Raw genomic sequence first — 19,027 nt, 5'->3', positions numbered from 1 at the left:
TCTTTTCTCTGGCCCATAACTTCTGTATCGAACTAAATATGAGCATTAAATCAGACAGGTGGATACGTCACATGGCCAAACAGCACGGCATGATCGAGCCTTTCGAACCCGGGCAGATGAAAGAAACGAATGGCCAGCGCATCGTATCATATGGCACGTCAAGCTACGGCTATGACGTCCGTTGCTCTGACGAATTCAAACTGTTCACCAACATCAATAGCACTATAGTCGACCCGAAGAATTTCGATGCCAACTCTTTCGTCGAGATCAAGAGCGACTATTGCATCATCCCGCCCAACTCTTTCGCGCTGGCACGCACCGTAGAACACTTCCGCATCCCCCGCAACGTATTGACCATTTGCCTGGGGAAATCGACCTACGCGCGGTGCGGCATAATCGTTAATGTCACACCGTTAGAGCCGGAATGGGAGGGCTATGTCACGCTGGAATTTTCCAATACCACGCCGCTACCGGCGAAAATTTACGCCAATGAAGGCGTAGCGCAGATGATCTTCTTCGAATCCGACGAAGTATGTGAGGTCTCATACCGGGATAGGGGCGGCAAATATCAGGGGCAGGTTGGGGTTACACTACCCAAAATATAAAATCAGATGCATGGTTACGTTCCACCCATTCATTGAGTTCTACTGAATCATATAGAGGCATAAATTTAATGGCATCATGTCCGCAAACGATTTGGCGCAGCCCTACAGGCGAGGTTGTTGCCTGCGTGGAAAAAAACAAGGTGCTGAGCGAAAACATGGAAGAAATCCGCCAAATCTGCCAAGATGCGCTGGAAGATGCAGTACTAATGGGTTGTGACGAACAGCAGTTCCGCGCGGTGCTGACTGAGCTAGTCCAAGCCCTTAAAAATCCCTACCCTCCGCGCGGTTAACTGCACCAGAATAGCATTAAGCTTTTTGATCAATTTCGGTTAATCGTCTCCCTTAATACAGCTGGCAATCCTTTATTCGCGCTACCGGATAACATCATTCTTAATTGTTATTTAACGCTAACCACATTATCTAAATCTGCGACAATCGGTACCAACTCGCTGTTCGGCAGATATTCCCCACCAAGGAGCACTGAATGAAATTTGATTTTCCCATCATCATCATCGACGAAGATTTCCGCTCGGAAAATTCCAGTGGCCTGAGCGTGCGCGCTTTGGCCGAGGCCATCCAGAAAGAAGGCATGGAGGTGCTGGGTATAACCAGCTACGGGGATTTGACTTCATTCGCACAACAACAAAGCCGAGCTTCGGCCTTTTTACTATCGATTGACGATGAGGAATTCGGTGGCGGCAGTAAAGAAGAGACGGCCATTGCACTGAAAAACATCCGCGCTTTCGTGGAAGAAATCCGCTTCAAAAATGCCGATATCCCCATCTATCTATATGGCGAAACGCGTACTTCACGCCATATCCCGAATGACATCCTGCGCGAACTGCACGGATTCATTCATATGCATGAAGACACACCGGAATTTGTGGCGCGGCATATCATCCGTGAAGCCCGATTGTATTTAGACTCACTCGCCCCGCCATTTTTCCGCGCACTGGTTAATTACGCGCAAGATGGTTCCTATTCCTGGCATTGCCCCGGTCATTCGGGCGGGGTGGCTTTCCTGAAATCGCCGGTAGGTCGCATGTTTCACCAATTTTTTGGCGAAAATATGTTGCGTGCAGACGTGTGCAACTCAGTCGACGAGCTGGGTCAGCTGCTCGACCATACCGGACCGGTAGCGGCCAGCGAGCGAAATGCAGCGCGTATTTTCAGTTGCGATCACCTATTCTTTGTGACTAACGGCACCTCTACATCAAATAAAATCGTATGGCATTCCACCGTCGCACCTGATGACATCGTAGTGGTGGATCGCAACTGCCATAAATCCATCCTCCATTCCATCATCATGACTGGTGCAATACCAGTATTCCTGATGCCAACACGTAATCATTTCGGCATCATCGGACCGATTTCACTCGACGAGTTTAAAATTGAAACTATCCAACGGAAGATCGATGCAAACCCGTTCATCAAAGATAAAACGCAAAAGCCGCGCATCCTGACTATCACTCAGAGCACTTACGACGGCGTGTTGTACAACGTGGAAACTCTCAAACAGATGCTGGATGGGCAAATTGATACCCTGCTTTTCGACGAGGCATGGTTGCCGCATGCCGCCTTTCATGATTTCTACAAGGATATGCACGCTATAGGCCAAGACCGTAAGCCATGCCAGGAATCCATGGTGTTTTCCACTCAATCGACACATAAAATGTTGGCCGGATTGAGTCAAGCCTCACAGATTTTGGTGCAGGACAGCGAAATGCGCAAACTGGACCGCGACTGCTTCAACGAAGCCTATATGATGCATACCTCTACCAGCCCGCAATACGCCATTATAGCGTCATGCGATGTGGCTGCCGCAATGATGGAACCGCCCGGTGGCACCGCTCTGGTAGAAGAGTCCATTGCTGAAGCGCTCGATTTTCGTCGTGCCATGCGCAAGGTGGATGAAGAATGGGGGGCGGATTGGTGGTTCAAAGTTTGGGGGCCGGACTTTCTCGCCGAAGAAGGTATGGCCTTGCGCGCGGACTGGATGCTGGGTGCAGATGATCGCTGGCATGGCTTCGGCAACCTGGCGCCGGGCTTCAACATGCTCGACCCGATCAAGGCCACTATTATCACCCCGGGGCTGGATGTCGGAGGTGATTTCGCCGATTCTGGCATTCCGGCTGCCATCGTCACCAAGTATTTGGCGGAAAATGGTGTTGTAGTGGAAAAAACCGGCCTCTATTCTTTTTTCATCATGTTTACCATTGGCATCACCAAGGGACGCTGGAATACCATGGTAACCGAGTTGCAGCAATTCAAGGATGACTATGACAAAAATCAGCCACTATGGCGCGTACTGCCCGAATTTGTCGCCAAATATGCACGCTATGAGAAGGTCGGCCTCCGTGACCTCTGCGACAATATTCACGGCATTTACAAGATCAATGACGTAGCGCGATTAACCACCGAAATGTACCTTTCCAACATGGAGCCCGCCATGAAGCCGTCCGACGCTTTCGCTAAAATGGCGCACGGCGAGATTGACCGCGTGTCGATTGACGAGCTGGAAGGACGCATCACCAGTGTGCTGTTGACGCCTTATCCACCCGGCATTCCGCTACTCATCCCAGGTGAACGCTTTAACAAAACCATCGTGGACTACCTCAAATTTGCCCGTGACTTTAATCAGAAATTTCCAGGATTTGAAAGTGACATTCATGGCTTGGTGGCAAATGAGGGTAATGACGGACCACGCTACTATGTGGATTGCGTAAGACAAGAATAGGTGCAATTCGAACTTGAATCCGGCCTGAAATATCACCAGTCAAGGCAGTGCTTTTTGACTGACCCATTGAGCACTGAGCATACGGTGACACCTATTTTCAGGCAAGTGCTGCATGAATGAACAATCTTGACGATGAATAGTCACCCCCCGGTCGCGCGTGACATATCCAACAATCAAATCCAGTGGCATGGGTTTGCAACATTTCGCTATTCGGGTCAGCAAATTACCCACGCCTTCGACCAGGATGTCCGTGGAAGATGAGCGTGCAGCAGTAAACCTGGAGACAATTGGTTTTATTATTTCTCCTGTCCTCGCCGGCATCTCGTCCTGAATGGCGGTGACAAGATGTCGTTGTGTGACGTCGCCCCGCCCGAGTGCGGCCAGTAAATTTTCCAACTTATTAAAATGCAACTTTTGCGCGATTTTTTCCTGATTTAAAGAGATAACGCCCAACCGGTGCAGTTCACGATCCAGCTGCGTTCTACCCTGAGAAACATGTTCTTCGAAGCTCTGGTACTTGAACCAGTGCCGCACCTTGGCCCGGGCTCGCTGGCTTTGCAAATAACCATGAGCAGGATTAAGCCAATCACGGCTCGGTGAACCCTGTTTGGCAGCCAGGATCTCTACCCGTTGCCCGTGTTGCAACTTGTAATTGAGAGGCACTATGCTGCCATCGACCTTGGCACCGCGCGTACGGTGCCCCAAATCAGTATGCACCGCATAGGAAAAGTCCACCGGAGTCGCGCCCTTGGGCAGATTGATCACCTTCCCCTGAGGCGTAAGTACATAAACCTGATTATGGAATAATTCATTCCGGAATTGCGCCAGCATGTCACCACTATCAGTTACATCTTCTTTCCATTCCAAAATCTGGCGCAGCAATATAATCTGTTCATCGAACCTGACATCCGATTTTGCGCCCTCTTTATATCGCCAGTGGGCAGCGACACCCAATTCCGAATGCTGATGCATCTCAAAAGTTCGTATTTGCACCTCAAGTGCCAAGTTGCGCGGACCGACCACAGCTGTATGCAATGAGCGATAGCAATTGCTCTTGGGATGCGCGATGTAGTCATCAAATTCGCTTGAAATAGGCTGCCACAAGTTATGCACCAGCCCAAGTACCGCGTAACAATCCTTGACATCATTCACCAAAATCCGCACTGCACGCACATCATAAAGCTCGCTGAAATCTATTCGCTTGCGCTTCATCTTATTGATGATGCTGAAGATGTGCTTGGGCCGTCCTGTCACCTCCGCCTTGATGCCTGCCTGATTCAGTTCCTGCCTCAACTGCGTCAACACATCCGCGATATATTGTTCGCGATCTACCCGGCGTTCATCCAGCAGTGTAGCCACTTTCTTGTACATATCCGGTTCCAGATATCGCAGAGAAAGATCTTCCAGTTCCCATTTTATTTGCCATACACCGAGACGATTTGCCAGTGGTGCAAAAATACCCTGCGTTTCAAGCGCAACCCGCTTTTGCTGATCTTCGCTGGCACCGGACAAGCAACGCATAGTCTGGGTGCGCTCCGCAAGCTTGATCAACACCACACGGATGTCTTCCACCATGGACAAAACCATTTTCCGCAAACTTTCTACCTGCTGGCTGCTATCACCTTTTTTATTTTCTATTTTATGCAGGCCTTGCATCTCGCTAAATTCCCGGATTTGCTCAATACGCAAAATACCTCCAACCAAACGGCTTATATTAACGCTGAAACGTGTTTCCAAAACTTCAGTCCAGTTGTCCAGATACTTGGGCACCGCATGCATTATGGCGGCGGCTATGGTTTCAAAATCCATATTCAAACCAATCAGGATAGATGCCGCACCAAGCGCATGCTGAAACAAGGGTGCACCCGTCAGTTCGACTTGCCCAGCATAAAGTGGCTCAGCCAATTCACAGGCAAGGCGGATCACCTCGACTTCTGCAGAAACAAAAGTATTTGATAAGAAATCAAACCAGGAATCGAGATCTCCGGACGAGGAAGAAAGTTTTTGTTGAACGGAAACCATAAAACATTATCGCATCAATGTAGTCATTCAATATTTTTTAGCACCAAGGCATTGGCGTGCGAGTATGAAAAAATTGAATCAGGGGATGATGAACGTATTATCCTAAAGCTCTGATCGTAACTAATGCCTCAGTGACGATTAGTGGTGAATTTTTAGAGATGCCTATAGGTGAAGACATAACTACGGTTTCGTTACCTTATCGAAAAAAACTTTCGATAAGGTAACGAGCTATACCCAATACGCAGTCTGTGTCATTACCTTTGCGCTCACTTGCATCGCCAACTTTATCGGCAGTGGCAATTCCGCACCACCCAGTTGCACTGCAATATCCCCGTGCCGAGTTTCATCTATGAGCATTTGCCGAACAACCGTACGACTTTTTATATCCTGTTCTGGCAATTTCTCCAAATGACTTTGCAAATGCACACCTACCTGGCGTTCAGTTTCCGCCATAAATCCAAGATTCCATTTATCACCTAGCAACCCAGCGAGCGCGCCGATGGCCAGCGAATTACCATACCAAAGTGGATTGAGCAAACTCAGATGGCCACCTAGTTCATGCACACGTCGCGACGTCCATGCCAGATGCTCGGTCTCCTCGTTTGCTGTCTGCTGCAATTCCTCCTGTATCACAGGATCGCGCGCCGTCAGTGCCTGCCCTTGATATAAGGCCTGAGCGCAAATCTCCCCGCTATGATTGACCCGCATCAACGCTGCTGCGAGCTTTTTCTCATTCTCGTCTAATGCGGCATCCGGCAAACCGGCATCAGGAAAAGGGCGAATACTACGCGCCTCGCTAAATAGAGTGCGCAAGCTTTTGTCGAATTTTATAATCAAGCTGTCGAAGCTCAACACAGAGCTCTCCTTTGCATTTTTATATCCATCCCGATTGCCCGATAGTTACGGACGCCTCTAAAAATTAAACCTCTATTTCAACTGCACAGTTTCACAGAAAAAAATTTTAGTTACATATTTTAGCGTATCTGGTGAGGTGAAATTATTGTCATGTCATGCAGTTTTATGGTGGCCCGCCTAAATCCTATTAACTAATACGGACAAGTAAAGTTTGAAATGGAAGGTGCTGTCATTGTGCAATTTGACTGTAAGTAAGCTCAGTATATCCTTGCCGAATCAATAGTATTATTAACGATGGTAATAATACCAACACTATAATTATTTTCAATTTCCCGCTTACAAAACTTGGTCTTTTAATTCAAAGGGATTTTTTGTTTATCACATTTAATGTTGCAATAATGCAACACGCACCTTGCTTATCTCTAAAGCTCTCTGTCAAAATACCGCCTGACTTCTCATAAGTGGTTTAAATTTGAGAGGTTTTCCCGGAAAACCAATTTAGTAAATCAAGGAGAACATTTTATGAACATGAATAAAAGTTTGATTGCTCTAGCCGTCGCAAGTGTATTTGCGAGCTCAGCAGCAATCGCCGACGTCAGTATTTACGGTCAAGCTAACGTATCCTATGACATCATACAAAATGATGTAAACAGGGACAGCACCGGGGTAGGTAGCAATGCATCACGCATTGGCTTTAAGGGTTCGGAAGATTTGGGTGGCGGTTTGTCCGCAATCTGGCAAATTGAAAACCAAATTGCCATTGGCGCAGGGCAAGGCGGTGTAAATAACCCAGGTTCAGATACACGCCTTGCATTCCGTGACACCTTCGCTGGCTTGAAATTCGACCAAGCAGGTACTGTAAGATTAGGTCGTTTCGATACCCCCTACAAGGTCTCTACTCGTGACATGGACATGTTCCAAAATACCATCGCTGATAACCGTAGCCTGATGGGTATCGGCCATGATGTTCGTACTAACAATACAGTTGGCTTTAACACCTTGAATTATAGCGGTTTCAGTCTGGCAGGTTCGTATTTTGGTGATCAAGGCGGTACAGCACCAGGGAAGAATCAAAACTTGGGTCCAAATAACAGCTTAAACCACACAAATGAAGGTGTATCACTTGCTGCCATGTTCAACAGTGATCAGTCTCCGTTTCATGGTTCTTTGGCTTACCAAAGCGTAAGCAATGGTCCTGGCCAATTGGATGCACCTGGTTTTAGTGCTGCTGGACTTAGCACCAGAGCATGGAAAGGGGCCGTTGGTTACTCGACGACTCTATTTGCGTTAAACGGTGTGTATGAAAAAATCAACAATAAAATTACCTCTGGCGACTCCAAAGCTTGGTATCTATCCGGCAAATACAACATGACTTCAGCTGATGCGCTTAAAATCGCGTTTGCTAAAGTCGATAACGATGCTGGAAATACTTCTAACTCTGGGGCCAAGCAGTATACGTTTGGTTACGACCACAAAATGAGTGCGCGTAGCACGTTGTATGCTTTGTACAGCAAGCTGAAAAATGATGGAAACGGAAACTACCAGCTTGGCTGGAACAGTGAAGGCACTTCCATTAGCAATACAGTTCGAGGTGGTGACGCGGATACCTTCTCAGTGGGTATGAAGCATTCGTTCTAAATTATTGTTCCTCGCAAGAGGATGACGATTTGAATGTTAAACGGGTACCTTCGGGTACCCGTTTTTTATATTGATATAATACTGGTGAGATTCTTCAATACCAGCGCCTGCAAATGATCCGTGGTAACCATTTTCCCAAGTAAGATAACTTGTTTGTCTCTCTGTTGCTCTGTAATCAGACTCGCCAACTCCACAATAATCTGTTCGCGTAACTATCGTATAAAAATGGCGAAAACAATATTAGGAATAGTCCAAGCCATCACAAGCGCGCACATGCATCACAAGCCAAACAGCCTTGCTAAGGCAACGCCTGGTTCGGGCGCACGCATAAATGCCTCGCCTACCAAAAAAGCATTGACGTGATTATTGCGCATCAGTTGTACATCTTCTGCTTGGAGGATGCCACTTTCGGTTACCACAATACGTTCTTGTGGAATGTGCGGTAATAAATCCAACGTAGTTTGCAGTGTTACCTCAAAAGTACGCAAATTGCGGTTATTAATACCGATAAGCGGAGTGGTGAGTTGTAATGCCTCGTCCAATTCTGATTTATTATGCACTTCTATCAGCACGCTTAGCCCCAAGCTATGTGCCAAAGCTTCAAATTCCTGCATCTGCGCCAAACTTAATGCTGCCGCAATCAGCAGGATGCAGTCCGCTCCTAACGCACGCGCCTGATAAATTTGGTAGGTATCTACCATGAAATCCTTGCGCAGCACCGGAATTGAACAAGCAGCCCGCGCTTCCTGTAAATATTCGGCACTGCCCTGAAAGAATTGCGCATCAGTTAATACTGACAGGCAGGCCGCACCGTGATTCGCATAGCTAGCAGCAATTTCCGCCGGATGGAAATCCGCGCGTAACACACCTTTGCTTGGGCTGGCTTTTTTAATTTCGGCTATCACTGCGGGCTGGCCTGCTGTAATTTTTCTGCGAATTGCTCCGATGAAATCACGAGTAGGTAAGGCTTCTTGTTCCGCCTTAGCGCGCATGATCATCCAAGAGCATTCGGCTTTTGCGGTAGCAATTTCTTGCGCCTTAACAGTAAGAATTTTTTGCAGAATGTCAGACATGGCAGACCCTAATATACAAGGTACGTATTTTAACTTAAGTGCAATGGTAAAATGCGCACTTATAGATGAACAAAATGCAGCGATATCTGTCATCAATGAGATAGCTGTGTTGACAATGATGGAGTCGCTGCGCTCTGCCCACCTACTGGCTACACTTGAATTATGAGGTAAAAATGGATGACATAAAAACATACATGCAACAAGTTGGGCAGGATGCCCGTGCCGCTTCGCGCATTATGGCGCAAGCTGGCACAGCGAAAAAAAATCGTGCCCTGGAAAATATTGCTGCTGCTATCCTGAGCAGCACCGCACAACTCATTACGGCGAACGCCAAGGATACCGCTGCTGCCCGTGTTAACGGGTTAGATGCTGCCTCCATCGACCGCCTCACCCTAACTGAAAAATCCGTGCGCAGCATAGCAGAAGGGCTATTGCAGATAGCGGCCCTGCCCGATCTCATCGGTGAAATTAGCGACCTGAAATATCGTCCTTCCGGTATCCAGGTCGGTAAGATGCGGGTACCACTTGGCGTTATCGGCATCATTTATGAATCCCGCCCAAATGTGACGGCTGATGCAGCAGGGCTGTGCCTGAAATCCGGCAATGCTGCCATTTTACGCGGTGGCTCCGAGGCGATTCATTCCAACCAGGCAATTGCGGCATGCGTCCATCAGGGGCTGCGCGAAGCCAGCTTGCCAGAGACTGCGGTGCAGGTGATCAGCACCACCAATCGTGCCGCCGTGGGCGAACTTATTACCATGCGGGAATACGTGGACGTGATCGTGCCGCGTGGTGGAAAAAGTCTAATCGCGCGCATCGCGGAAGAAGCCCGTGTGCCGGTTATAAAACACCTGGACGGTATCTGCCATGTATATATCGACGACGAAGCTGATTTAGAGAAAGCCATCCGCATCGCCGACAACTCCAAAACTCAACGTTACGGTGTGTGTAATACCATGGAAACCTTATTGGTGGCTGCCAGTATGGCGCCGCATATGCTGCCCCAATTATGTAACATATATCTGGATAAAGGCGTGGAGCTACGTGGTGACGAAGCCGCATGTAAACTCGTTACGCAAATGGCAATTGCTACAGAAGAAGATTGGCGCACCGAATACCTTGCGCCGATTTTGAGCGTGCGTGTGGTGGCTGGGCTGGATGATGCTATTGCGCATATCAACACCTATGGATCACAGCACACTGACAGCATCGTGACTGAAAATTACACCAAGGCGATGCGTTTTTTACGCGAAGTGGATTCCAGCTCGGTCATGGTAAATGCTTCAACACGCTTTGCCGATGGCTTTGAATACGGATTAGGCGCGGAAATCGGTATCTCCACGGACAAAATTCACGCGCGCGGCCCCGTAGGTTTGGAAGGATTAACCTCGCAGAAATTTATTGTATTGGGCAGTGGGCAGATAAGAAATTAGCAGGGATATTTTTCACCAAAAATTTCTGTACAACTTGCCTGAAATGATCACGAAAGAAAATTATGAAACAAACTATCGCAGTTAACGTGCCGGATATTGGTGACTTTAAGGATGTAACTATTATCGAGGTGTTAGTTCAAATAGGCGAGGCTGTGGTAGCAGAACAATCACTGATCACATTGGAAACCGACAAGGCGACTGTGGACGTACCCTCCCCCGTCGCGGGGATGATAACGGATTTAAAGATCAAAATTGGCGACAAAGTCAGCCAAGGCGACTTGATCCTAATGCTAGAAGCAGAGACAGCAACGGAAGGATCAATCTCTTCGTCTGCTCAATCCACTCCCGTCACTTCCATCCCCCCTTTTTCAGAGGAAAAGCCAACTCCCTCACCTGATAAAGAAAAAACGGAAAAAAGCATGGAGACAGGAGAAATTTCATCTACGCCACAAGTCACTTCTGCTCCATCTTCGACGCCTGAATTTGCTATCCCAACCTCCCCCTCATTTGAAAAAGGTGATCTTCATGCCGAAATAGTCGTCCTGGGCGCCGGCCCCGGTGGCTATACCGCAGCTTTCCGTGCTGCTGATCTGGGCAAACAAGTAATACTAATTGAACGTCACTCCAAACTCGGGGGGGTGTGTCTTAATGTAGGCTGCATCCCGTCGAAGGCGCTGTTGCATGTCGCCAAGACTATCACCGAGGCAGATGAAATTTCGCATCATGGCGTCACATTCAGCAAACCGACGATCGACATTAATAAAATTCGCAGCTGGAAGGAAAGCATTATCGCTAAACTAACCAGCGGCTTAGTCGCATTATCTAAACAACGCAAAGTGAACGTAGTTTACGGTGTGGCAAAATTCAATTCGCCTAACAGCATCACGGTGGAAACCAGCGACGGTAGTAAGACCATCACGTTTGATAATGCCATCATTGCAGCAGGCTCCAGCGTGGCGCGTATTCCCGGCTTTCCGTACGATGATCCACGCTTGATTGATTCCACCGGTGCATTGCAGTTGCAGGATATCCCTGAGCGTATGTTGATCATTGGCGGAGGCATTATCGGCTTGGAAATGGGCACGGTATATGACGCGCTGGGCTCCAAAGTTTCTGTGGTCGAATTGGCCGATGGCCTGATTCCCGGCGCTGATCGCGACCTTGTACGTCCGTTGCATAAGCGCATCGAAAAACGTTACGAAGCAATTTACTTGAAAACCAAAGTCACCAAAATTGAGGCAAGGACGGAAGGGTTGAATATAACCTTTGAAGGTGACAATGCACCGCAATCGCAACTATACGACCGTGTGCTGCTCGCCGTAGGACGTCGTCCAAACGGACACGAAATTAACGCAGCAGCGGCAGGTGTAGTGGTCAATGAGCGTGGTTTTATCCCAGTGGATAAACAACAGCGCAGTAATGTGCCGCACATCTATGCTGTCGGTGACATTGTGGGCGACCCCATGCTGGCGCACAAAGCAACGCATGAAGGCAAAGTGGCGGCGGAAGTTATTGCCGGGCATAAAACCAGCTTCGATGCGCTTACTATTCCGTCTGTGGCTTATACCGATCCGGAAATTTCCTGGATGGGTCTGACCGAAAAACAGGCTAAAGCACAGGGCATCGCCTATGAGAAGGCAGCTTTTCCATGGGCGGCGAGCGGCCGTGCATTGTCAATGGGGCGGGAAGAAGGGCTTACCAAGCTACTATATGACCCGCAAACAAAACATATTCTCGGTGCAGGCATCGTGGGCAGCAATGCAGGTGAATTGATCGCCGAAACTGTGCTTGCGCTGGAAATGGGTGCGAACATGGAAGATATCGCTCTGACTATCCACCCGCACCCTACGCTGTCGGAAACTGTCGGCTTCGCCGCGGAAATTGCCGAAGGCAGTATTACGGATCTATATATGCCGCGCAGAAAACCAGGGCGTATCTGAAAATTTAAATACGCCCTTAAGAGTAATTATGACGCCTGCTTTACTTCGTCATAAAAATGATCCGAAACTACTTGAGATGACACCTACCGTCTACCGCCCAGGAGCGAACCCAGTACCCCACGAATAATTTGCCGCCCGACTGATGAGCCAATGGCACGGGCAGCACTCTTGGCAAACGCTTCACCAACACCTTCACGACTTCTTGAGGTACTCCCTCCAAATATACTTCCCAACATACCGCCAAATCCACCGTCGCCACTCGTCCCCACTTGCGTTGGATCAGCAGCCTGCGCTGTTGTGCCTTCAGCAGATTTATTGCTGGCGCGTTTCTTGATAATTTCGTAAGCCGATTCGCGATCCACTGCTTTTTCATAGTGACCCACAAGCAGCGAATCTTGAATAATGGCTTTGCGTTCAGTTTCATTAATCGGGCCTATTTGAGCCTGTGGCGGAACAATTAATGCACGTTCAACAATACCCGGACGGCCTTTTTCATCCAGACATGAAACGAGTGCTTCGCCTACACCCAGCGTAGTAATGACAGCTTCTTCATCCAGATCGGGATTGTCATGCATGGTTTCAGCCGCTGCCTTCACAGCCTTCTGATCGCGTGGGCTAAAGGCACGCAACGCGTGCTGCACGCGGTTGCCGAGCTGACCCAGTACCTTGTCCGGCACGTCTGCTGGGTTTTGGGTGACGAAATATATCCCCACGCCTTTGGAACGAATCAAACGTACCACTTGTTCGATTTTATCGAGCAGTGCTTCAGGGGCGTCATTAAACAGTAAATGTGCTTCGTCGAAGAAAAATACCAGCCGAGGCTTGGCGAGGTCACCCGCTTCAGACAGATGCTCAAATAACTCGGAAAGCAACCACAACAACATCGTGGAATACACTTTGGGCGACGACATCAATTTATCGGCGGCCAGGATGTTAATCATGCCGTAGCCATTAGCGTCGGTCTGCATCAGATCGGAAATATTGAGCATCGGTTCACCAAAAAAACTTTCGCCGCCTTGCATTTCAATTTGCAGCAAGCCACGCTGAATCGCACCGATGCTGGCGGTGGAGATATTGCCATATTCAGTAGTAAAATCTGCGGCATTGTCACCCACGTTCTGCAACATCGCGCGCAGATCCTTCAAATCAAGTAATAACAGTCCATTGTCATCGGCGACTTTGAACACTAGTGCCAGCACGCCCTGCTGTACTTCGTTCAAATTCAACATACGTCCGATGAGCATCGGCCCCATGTCAGAAATAGTGGCACGCAATGGATGACCCATGGTTCCGAATACATCCCAGAACGTTACTGGATAAGCGCGATGTACAAAATTTTCCAGATTGAGCTGCGTGACTCTTTCGGTAACTTTTTGATTGTTGCCACCGACCTTGCTCAAACCGGACAAGTCCCCCTTGATATCAGAAAGAAATACTGGCACGCCAATACGGCTGAAGGATTCCGCCAATGTTTGCAGGGTGACAGTCTTACCCGTTCCTGTCGCACCTGTTATCAGCCCGTGGCGATTGGCCATTTGCGGCAGTAGAAAAAGTTCTTGCTTGTTATTTTTAGCGATCAGCAGCGGTTCACTCATATTGGCTCCGAGTTGATTGGGTGGTTCTGCACAAAAATGTAGCAGGCTACGAATAGTTACATAAATACACTAATGCAGATTAATCAGGCAAAAAATGATAACGTGGTTTCAGTTTCACAATGCAGGAACATTATGCATCCTCTCCAACACACTTTTTACCACATTGTAATAATATGCTCGATACTATATCTGCGTGCTTCCCAAAAACTTTACGATAGTTACCTATAAACTTTTAAACCCACTCTGACAGGAGAAACATCATCATGCCCCGACATATGATCCAAAGTATTCTATTTATCTCTATTACCCTTACTGCTAGCCATGCTCACGCCATTGATTTTGGTGATTTAATCAACAAAGAACTTGGCAGTTTTGGGAAATCTACCCCACAAAACTCAACACCTGCAGCCTCTAGCAATACACCGGCAACCACGGGGGCGCCAAAATCTGCGGCAAATTTGGCCGATTTTAGCAACAATGATCAGGTTAGTAGCTTGAAGCAAGCCCTCATTCAGGGTGCAGAAACTGCCGTTGCCAATCTTTCCAAAGAGAACGGTTACCTCGGTAACGACAAGGTGCGCATTCCGCTGCCGGAAAGTCTGCAAAAAGCGGATGGCTTATTACGTAAATTTGGCATGGGAAAGTATGCTGACGACTTGACTACCTCTATAAATCGGGCCGCCGAAACAGCGGTTCCTGAAGCAAAAGATCTATTAGTCGGTGCAGTCAATAAAATGTCCGTGGACGATGCCAAAGGCATACTCACGGGCGGCAGTGATGCCGCCACGCAATATTTCCGCAAAAACACTGAAACTGCGCTGGCCGGAAAATTTAAACCTGTCGTGGCAACTTCAATACAGAAAGTGAAGCTCGCGGAAACCTATGATCAGTTCGCTGACAAGGGGGTACAGTTTGGTTTAATAGACAAACGCGATACCAAGATGGATGACTACATTACCCGCAAAGCAATGGACGGCTTATTTTTGATGATGGCTGAACAGGAAAAAGCGATTCGCGCAAACCCGCTGGAAGCAACGGGTAATCTAGCAAAAAAGATTTTTTCAGCAATCAAGTTTTAATCGGTCTGTCATTCACTTTTAGTGGGGAGGGTGGTTTTGGCAAGCCGCCCACTTTCTGGACATGACTGAATCTACCAGTCTGTTATCGCTTTTCATTAGCAGCTTCCTTGCCGCCACCTTGCTTCCTGGTGGTTCTGAAATTGTACTGGTCAGTGTGCTCAAAATATACCCGGAATTATTCTGGCCTGCGCTTTTGCTCAGCGCGCTCGGCAATACGCTAGGCGGCATGGTGTCATTCGGTATGGGGCGATTGTTACCGCAAACCCATAAGCTCAAACATGTGGAGAAAATACAGTACTACGGTACACCCGCATTACTGCTTGCCTGGGTGCCATTACTGGGTGATGCGCTGTGTCTTGCTGCCGGATGGCTAAGGCTCAATCCTTGGCACGCTGCATTATTCATGGCGATAGGCAAATTCGCGCGGTACTGGATCATTGCGATCGCAACCCAAATTTGAATCCATAAAATCGGGCGAAAAACTCACAATCCCATTACTTCGATGCCGCTTCCTCATAGAAGAATTGACGTATGAACAATCGCATACTATTGTTAGCATAAACAACAAGTTATACTTAATACTTTCAGACTTTTAATCGAACAAATTCCTCGAATTCGTCGGCTGGCAATGGTTTGCAATAATAGTAGCCCTGCATCTCATCACAACCCTGTTCCCGCAAAAACGCCAGTTGCCCCGCCGTTTCCACTCCCTCAGCAATGGTTTGCAGACCAAGGCTCTTGGCCATGTTGATAACGGCACTAACGATAGCCCTGTCTTCTGGATCGGTGCTGATATCACGCACAAAAGATTGATCAATCTTAAGTTTGTACACTTTGAATTTTTTCAGATGACTCAGTGAGGAATAGCCGGTACCAAAATCATCGATCGACATACGCACGCCACGCTCGTGCAGTTTGTTCATCACGGCAATAGCATTTTGTGGGTCATGCATCGCTACGCCCTCGGTCAGCTCCAGCTCCAGATACTCTGGCGGCAAGCCCTCTTCGTCGAGGATACGCGTGATCAAATTGGGCAAATCGGGATGGCGGAACTGAACCGCGGAAAGATTCACCGCCATGACCAGCGGAACCAGGCCATTCTGCATCCACGATTTTGCCTGTCGCGCCGCGTGCCTCAGCACCCACTCCCCAATCGGCATAATCAGCCCGCTTTCTTCTGCGGAGGGAATGAATTCCGATGGCGAAACTGAACCCAGCGCGGGATGTGTCCAGTGCAACAGAGCTTCCGCCCCGATGATGCGTCCATCCTGCATGGAAACCTGAGGCTGGTAGTATATTTGTAGTTGATTACGTTCCAACGCCTGGCGCAACGCATTAACCAGTTTCAGATGGCGCGCCGAACGAATCTGCATTTCAGCCGTAAAGAAACGGTAGCCATGACGCCCTTCATGCTTGGCGCGATACATGGCGGAATCGGCGCTTTTAGAAAGCGCCTCCAGATCTGTGCCGTCGCCTGGATAAAGGGCAATGCCAATCGAGCCGGTTACATTCAGATCATACTGTTCTATCTGGCAGGGTACAGCGATAACATCCAGCAGCTTCTGCGCCACCAGAGGCGCTTCGTGTGCATCGACGCCGTACAATAAGAAGATGAATTCATCCCCCCCAAGGCGCGACACCATATCTTCCTCACGTAGCACCAAGCGCAGCCGTTTGGCCAGTTCGACCAACAAAGCATCACCAACACTGTGACCGAGCGTATCGTTAATATCCTTGAAGTGATCGAGATCGAGGAACATCAACGTCACTGGCACTTGACTCCGCTGCGCCAAACTGATGACATATTTGGCGTGACTGTTCAACTGAACGCGGTTCGGTAACCCGGTGAGCGAGTCGAAATGTGCCAGGTATTGAATACGCTTTTCAGCTTCCTTGCGCGCGGTGATATCTCTGGTAATACCAAGCAACATCGTGATTGTGCCGTCCGCATTACTTAATGGCGCGGCATGAGTTTCCAGCCAGCGCTGCGTCCCTTTGATGCCTTTGATTTCAAATTCAAAAAAACAACTTTCACCTCTCATCACGCGCTTATGCATGGCGAGAAAGGCACCGTGATACTCGGAAAGAATATAATCTACGAGTTTATGCCGTTGCACCTCATCTATGGAGTCTGCTTCGAACATGGCGAGGCCCATAGCGTTCATTTCCAGGATTCGACCGCCGCTGTCTAAAACCTTTATGCATTCCGGCTCCGTCTCGATGATAGTGCGCAAGCGCTGCTCGCTCTCCCGCAACGCTTCTTCTGCCCGCTTACGTTGAGCCTCGTGCTCAAAACTTTTCAGCGCATAGTCTATGTCCATCGCCATTCCCACCAGCAAATTACGCACATTTTCGTCGAAGGCGTTGTCCACATCGGTATAGAGGGTTAAAACCCCGCTGACTTCTCCATTACGATGCAGCGGAAGCGCGGCAGATGACGCCCACCCAAACCGTGCACCGTGCTTATGCCACTGCGTAGTAATAGGGTCATGTTGAAAATTTTGACACCAGAATGGCAAATTTTCGCGGAACGCCGAGCTAGTTGGCCCGCGTCCGTATGGTTCATTGGCTGCCACTGGAATCTGCAACCCTTTGAGATATTCCACTCCACTGCCAAAGGATGCGACCGGCTTTATGTAGTCACTCTGTTCTTCAAGTACGCCTACCCATGCCATATCCATGCCACCAAAATTCACTACCACGCGGCAGACTTGCGTGAACAACTCCGTCTCACTGGTACAGCGCACGATAGCTTGGTTACACTTGCTCAAAGCGGCATAAAGCTTGGTCAAGCGTTGATTTTTTGCTTCAGCTTCCTTACGTTGAGCATCAATTCTGGCCAAACTGATCTGTGTTTCTGATAACCAGTCCAGCACGCTGTTTTCCATGCCTTTAGCGACCGTAATGACGGATGAAAAATTTCCACTGCCAAGATGGGCGATGCGCGTATGCAGCTCGTTCACTGAGCCGCCCAGAGTTGCATACAAGTTCCGTTGCAGTTTCCACAGTAGGAATGCCAGCAACATGCCCAGCAGGATGAAGATCGAACGTATCAAGGTAGCGTAGGTTTCGGCGGTATGCACGGCCTCCAAGGTACGTTTATCGGCCATTCTTTGAAACTGGCTGATCGGCCGCATGACGCTGACCTTGGCTTGATGGTAAGCCTCGTCATGCAATATAGCCATTGCCCCGGCGCGGTTCGCCTCGGTCAGCGGGCTGGTTGATTCGATCAGTTTCATTGCAGCAAATTCAGTGCGTGTGAGCGTATCCGAATTGGCTTTTGCCTCCGCTAGTTTGGCGAACTCTTCTTTAGTAAAACCAGCCCCTCGCATCAACTCCAGCAAGGGAACCGCCAGCCCTGGCGGCCGCGGACGCTGGTCATCGCGCAGCACGATATCCCAGTAGATGTTGTGGTAGTCGATTGGGCGAGGCTTTCTGCCATCCTGGATGTCGAGGATTTCCTGATAGTGTTGTTTATAGATTGGGTCTCCGATCACCACATAGGTGCGAACCATACGTGTCAGGTCATCAGACGATTGGCGCAATTCATCAGCCAGCAGAAAAGACCGCTGCCGCAACTCATTAGCACGCCCGATTTCTTTTTCTGCACAAGCATAAACGGCAAAGGTTATAGCGAAAACAACGAGCATACCCAGTGTCACCCAGAGGTGGTTCGAAAATCGGGGCAAGTTGTTCTTGAAAATTGTCATTGTGTTCATTCTTTCTAAGCGCGTCGACATCTTGCAAAAAAAGTTAACTGGCGCGTAGATTCTGACGCGGATTCAATTTCGGGATGCAACAAAAACATTCGGCATTTATGCCAGATTCTGCGCTAAGGTAACGCTGATTTAGTAAACGCAATGCGGTTATAAAATATTTAAACATGATAGATGACAAACACAGTGGGCCGCAATGAAACAGCAAATCTGGGATGAGAGGCTATACCTCACCAGTAGGTACATGCGCATGTTGAATGCCATTATAATGATCAAGGTAAGCAACTTTAGTTTGGCGAACGCTAGGCAATAAAGGCGAGCTTTTCATACACGG

At 48.6% G+C, this 19,027-nt stretch carries 13 protein-coding genes; 8 read left to right on the top strand and 5 right to left on the bottom strand.

What is annotated here, in order from left to right:
- Nucleotides 1-38 precede the first annotated feature (38 nt).
- The 3 genes from dcd to W01_RS11685 all read left to right on the top strand — a co-directional run bounded on the left by dcd (nt 39) and on the right by W01_RS11685 (nt 3,342).
- A complete protein-coding gene (gene dcd, locus W01_RS11695) occupies nt 39-605 on the top strand; it encodes a dCTP deaminase (RefSeq protein WP_173054901.1) in 567 nt (188 codons plus the stop codon).
- 68 nt (nt 606-673) lie between these two features.
- Nucleotides 674-895: a hypothetical protein gene (locus tag W01_RS11690; RefSeq protein WP_173054899.1), complete on the top strand. Its 222-nt coding sequence runs from the start codon at nt 674-676 to the stop codon at nt 893-895.
- Between the two features lie 194 nt (nt 896-1,089).
- A complete protein-coding gene (locus W01_RS11685) occupies nt 1,090-3,342 on the top strand; it encodes an arginine/lysine/ornithine decarboxylase (RefSeq protein ID WP_173054897.1) in 2,253 nt (750 codons plus the stop codon).
- A 39-nt stretch (nt 3,343-3,381) separates the two neighbouring features.
- On the opposite strand, the gene W01_RS11680 is transcribed toward W01_RS11685, so the two are convergent.
- Both W01_RS11680 and coq7 read right to left on the bottom strand, forming a co-directional pair.
- Nucleotides 3,382-5,364, bottom strand: coding sequence for a RelA/SpoT family protein (locus tag W01_RS11680; protein WP_173054895.1), 1,983 nt, complete (start codon nt 5,362-5,364; stop codon nt 3,382-3,384).
- A gap of 228 nt (nt 5,365-5,592) precedes the next feature.
- Complete coding sequence (gene coq7 / locus W01_RS11675) at nt 5,593-6,219, bottom strand: 2-polyprenyl-3-methyl-6-methoxy-1,4-benzoquinone monooxygenase (protein WP_173054893.1); 627 nt, start codon at nt 6,217-6,219, stop codon at nt 5,593-5,595.
- A 522-nt stretch (nt 6,220-6,741) separates the two neighbouring features.
- On the opposite strand from coq7, the gene W01_RS11670 reads away from it, so the two are divergent.
- Nucleotides 6,742-7,857 carry a porin gene (locus W01_RS11670; RefSeq protein ID WP_173054891.1) on the top strand — a complete coding sequence of 372 codons (1,116 nt, stop codon included), beginning with the start codon at nt 6,742-6,744 and terminating at the stop codon, nt 7,855-7,857.
- Between the two features lie 278 nt (nt 7,858-8,135).
- Here W01_RS11670 and trpC read toward each other — a convergent pair whose 3' ends face one another.
- Nucleotides 8,136-8,930 (bottom strand): indole-3-glycerol phosphate synthase TrpC, encoded by a 795-nt coding sequence (trpC, locus tag W01_RS11665; protein WP_173054889.1) that lies wholly within the window; start codon nt 8,928-8,930, stop codon nt 8,136-8,138.
- 173 nt (nt 8,931-9,103) lie between these two features.
- On the opposite strand from trpC, the gene W01_RS11660 reads away from it, so the two are divergent.
- Together W01_RS11660 and lpdA are read left to right on the top strand one after the other, a co-directional pair.
- On the top strand, nt 9,104-10,363 hold the full coding sequence (locus W01_RS11660; RefSeq protein ID WP_173054887.1) for a glutamate-5-semialdehyde dehydrogenase: 1,260 nt from the start codon (nt 9,104-9,106) through the stop codon (nt 10,361-10,363).
- A 62-nt stretch (nt 10,364-10,425) separates the two neighbouring features.
- Nucleotides 10,426-12,303: a dihydrolipoyl dehydrogenase gene (gene lpdA, locus W01_RS11655; RefSeq protein ID WP_173054885.1), complete on the top strand. Its 1,878-nt coding sequence runs from the start codon at nt 10,426-10,428 to the stop codon at nt 12,301-12,303.
- 83 nt (nt 12,304-12,386) lie between these two features.
- On the opposite strand, the gene W01_RS11650 is transcribed toward lpdA, so the two are convergent.
- Nucleotides 12,387-13,898 carry a helicase HerA-like domain-containing protein gene (locus W01_RS11650; protein WP_173054883.1) on the bottom strand — a complete coding sequence of 504 codons (1,512 nt, stop codon included), beginning with the start codon at nt 13,896-13,898 and terminating at the stop codon, nt 12,387-12,389.
- Between the two features lie 263 nt (nt 13,899-14,161).
- Here W01_RS11650 and W01_RS11645 point away from each other — a divergent pair, with 263 nt between their 5' ends.
- Nucleotides 14,162-14,977 carry a DUF4197 domain-containing protein gene (locus W01_RS11645; RefSeq protein ID WP_242006952.1) on the top strand — a complete coding sequence of 272 codons (816 nt, stop codon included), beginning with the start codon at nt 14,162-14,164 and terminating at the stop codon, nt 14,975-14,977.
- A 61-nt stretch (nt 14,978-15,038) separates the two neighbouring features.
- Nucleotides 15,039-15,437, top strand: a complete 399-nt coding sequence (locus W01_RS11640) for a YqaA family protein (protein WP_173054881.1) — start codon at nt 15,039-15,041, stop codon at nt 15,435-15,437.
- Nucleotides 15,438-15,561: 124 nt separating this feature from the next.
- Here W01_RS11640 and W01_RS11635 read toward each other — a convergent pair whose 3' ends face one another.
- Nucleotides 15,562-18,627: an EAL domain-containing protein gene (locus tag W01_RS11635; protein WP_242006951.1), complete on the bottom strand. Its 3,066-nt coding sequence runs from the start codon at nt 18,625-18,627 to the stop codon at nt 15,562-15,564.
- Between the last annotated feature and the right edge of the window lie 400 nt (nt 18,628-19,027).

It is taken from the genome of Candidatus Nitrotoga sp. AM1P, assembly GCF_013168275.1.
Lineage (GTDB): Bacteria > Pseudomonadota > Gammaproteobacteria > Burkholderiales > Gallionellaceae > Nitrotoga.
This window is presented reverse-complemented; position numbering and strand designations above follow the sequence as displayed.

Bases quoted from the DNA above. Each gene is read 5' to 3' on its own strand.
- W01_RS11635 (WP_242006951.1), bottom strand. From the start codon at position 18,627: ATGCTCGTTGTTTTCGCTATAACCTTTGCCGTTTATGCTTGTGCAGAA.
- W01_RS11685 (WP_173054897.1), top strand. From the start codon at position 1,090: ATGAAATTTGATTTTCCCATCATCATCATCGACGAAGATTTCCGCTCG.
- dcd (WP_173054901.1), top strand. From the start codon at position 39: ATGAGCATTAAATCAGACAGGTGGATACGTCACATGGCCAAACAGCAC.
- W01_RS11650 (WP_173054883.1), bottom strand. From the start codon at position 13,898: ATGAGTGAACCGCTGCTGATCGCTAAAAATAACAAGCAAGAACTTTTT.
- lpdA (WP_173054885.1), top strand. From the start codon at position 10,426: ATGAAACAAACTATCGCAGTTAACGTGCCGGATATTGGTGACTTTAAG.
- W01_RS11645 (WP_242006952.1), top strand. From the start codon at position 14,162: ATGCCCCGACATATGATCCAAAGTATTCTATTTATCTCTATTACCCTT.
- W01_RS11670 (WP_173054891.1), top strand. From the start codon at position 6,742: ATGAACATGAATAAAAGTTTGATTGCTCTAGCCGTCGCAAGTGTATTT.
- W01_RS11640 (WP_173054881.1), top strand. From the start codon at position 15,039: ATGACTGAATCTACCAGTCTGTTATCGCTTTTCATTAGCAGCTTCCTT.
- W01_RS11680 (WP_173054895.1), bottom strand. From the start codon at position 5,364: ATGGTTTCCGTTCAACAAAAACTTTCTTCCTCGTCCGGAGATCTCGAT.
- W01_RS11690 (WP_173054899.1), top strand. From the start codon at position 674: ATGGCATCATGTCCGCAAACGATTTGGCGCAGCCCTACAGGCGAGGTT.
- W01_RS11660 (WP_173054887.1), top strand. From the start codon at position 9,104: ATGGATGACATAAAAACATACATGCAACAAGTTGGGCAGGATGCCCGT.
- trpC (WP_173054889.1), bottom strand. From the start codon at position 8,930: ATGTCTGACATTCTGCAAAAAATTCTTACTGTTAAGGCGCAAGAAATT.